Below are 246 nucleotides of genomic sequence, written 5' to 3'. Positions count from 1 at the left end.
ACTTCCTATTAATAAACCGTGACCTAATTTATTGTTTTTCCTAGACCTAACAGATTTACCAATATTACTGGTTGCGGCTTCAGGTAGCTTTCGAGTCTCGTATGGAGTGACTTGTACCGATATCTTCAGTTCGTAGTAGTCGTTTAATAGTTGCTCTAACGTACGAATGTTTCGGCTATTTTGACCGAGCAACATGGTGTATTGAATCAAATGTCGATTGCTATTTTCTAAGCCTGACAAATGATA

1 protein-coding gene is annotated in these 246 nt (G+C 37.8%); it reads right to left on the bottom strand.

What is annotated here, in order from left to right; translation table 11 throughout:
- The coding region (locus A3773_RS17650; protein WP_269454518.1) for a type VI secretion system baseplate subunit TssG at positions 1-210 on the bottom strand (210 nt) is incomplete at its 3' end.
- Positions 211-246: the final 36 nt, after the last annotated feature.

The sequence above is a fragment of the Neptuniibacter pectenicola genome (assembly GCF_001597735.1).
Lineage (GTDB): Bacteria > Pseudomonadota > Gammaproteobacteria > Pseudomonadales > Balneatricaceae > Neptuniibacter > Neptuniibacter pectenicola.
This window is presented reverse-complemented; position numbering and strand designations above follow the sequence as displayed.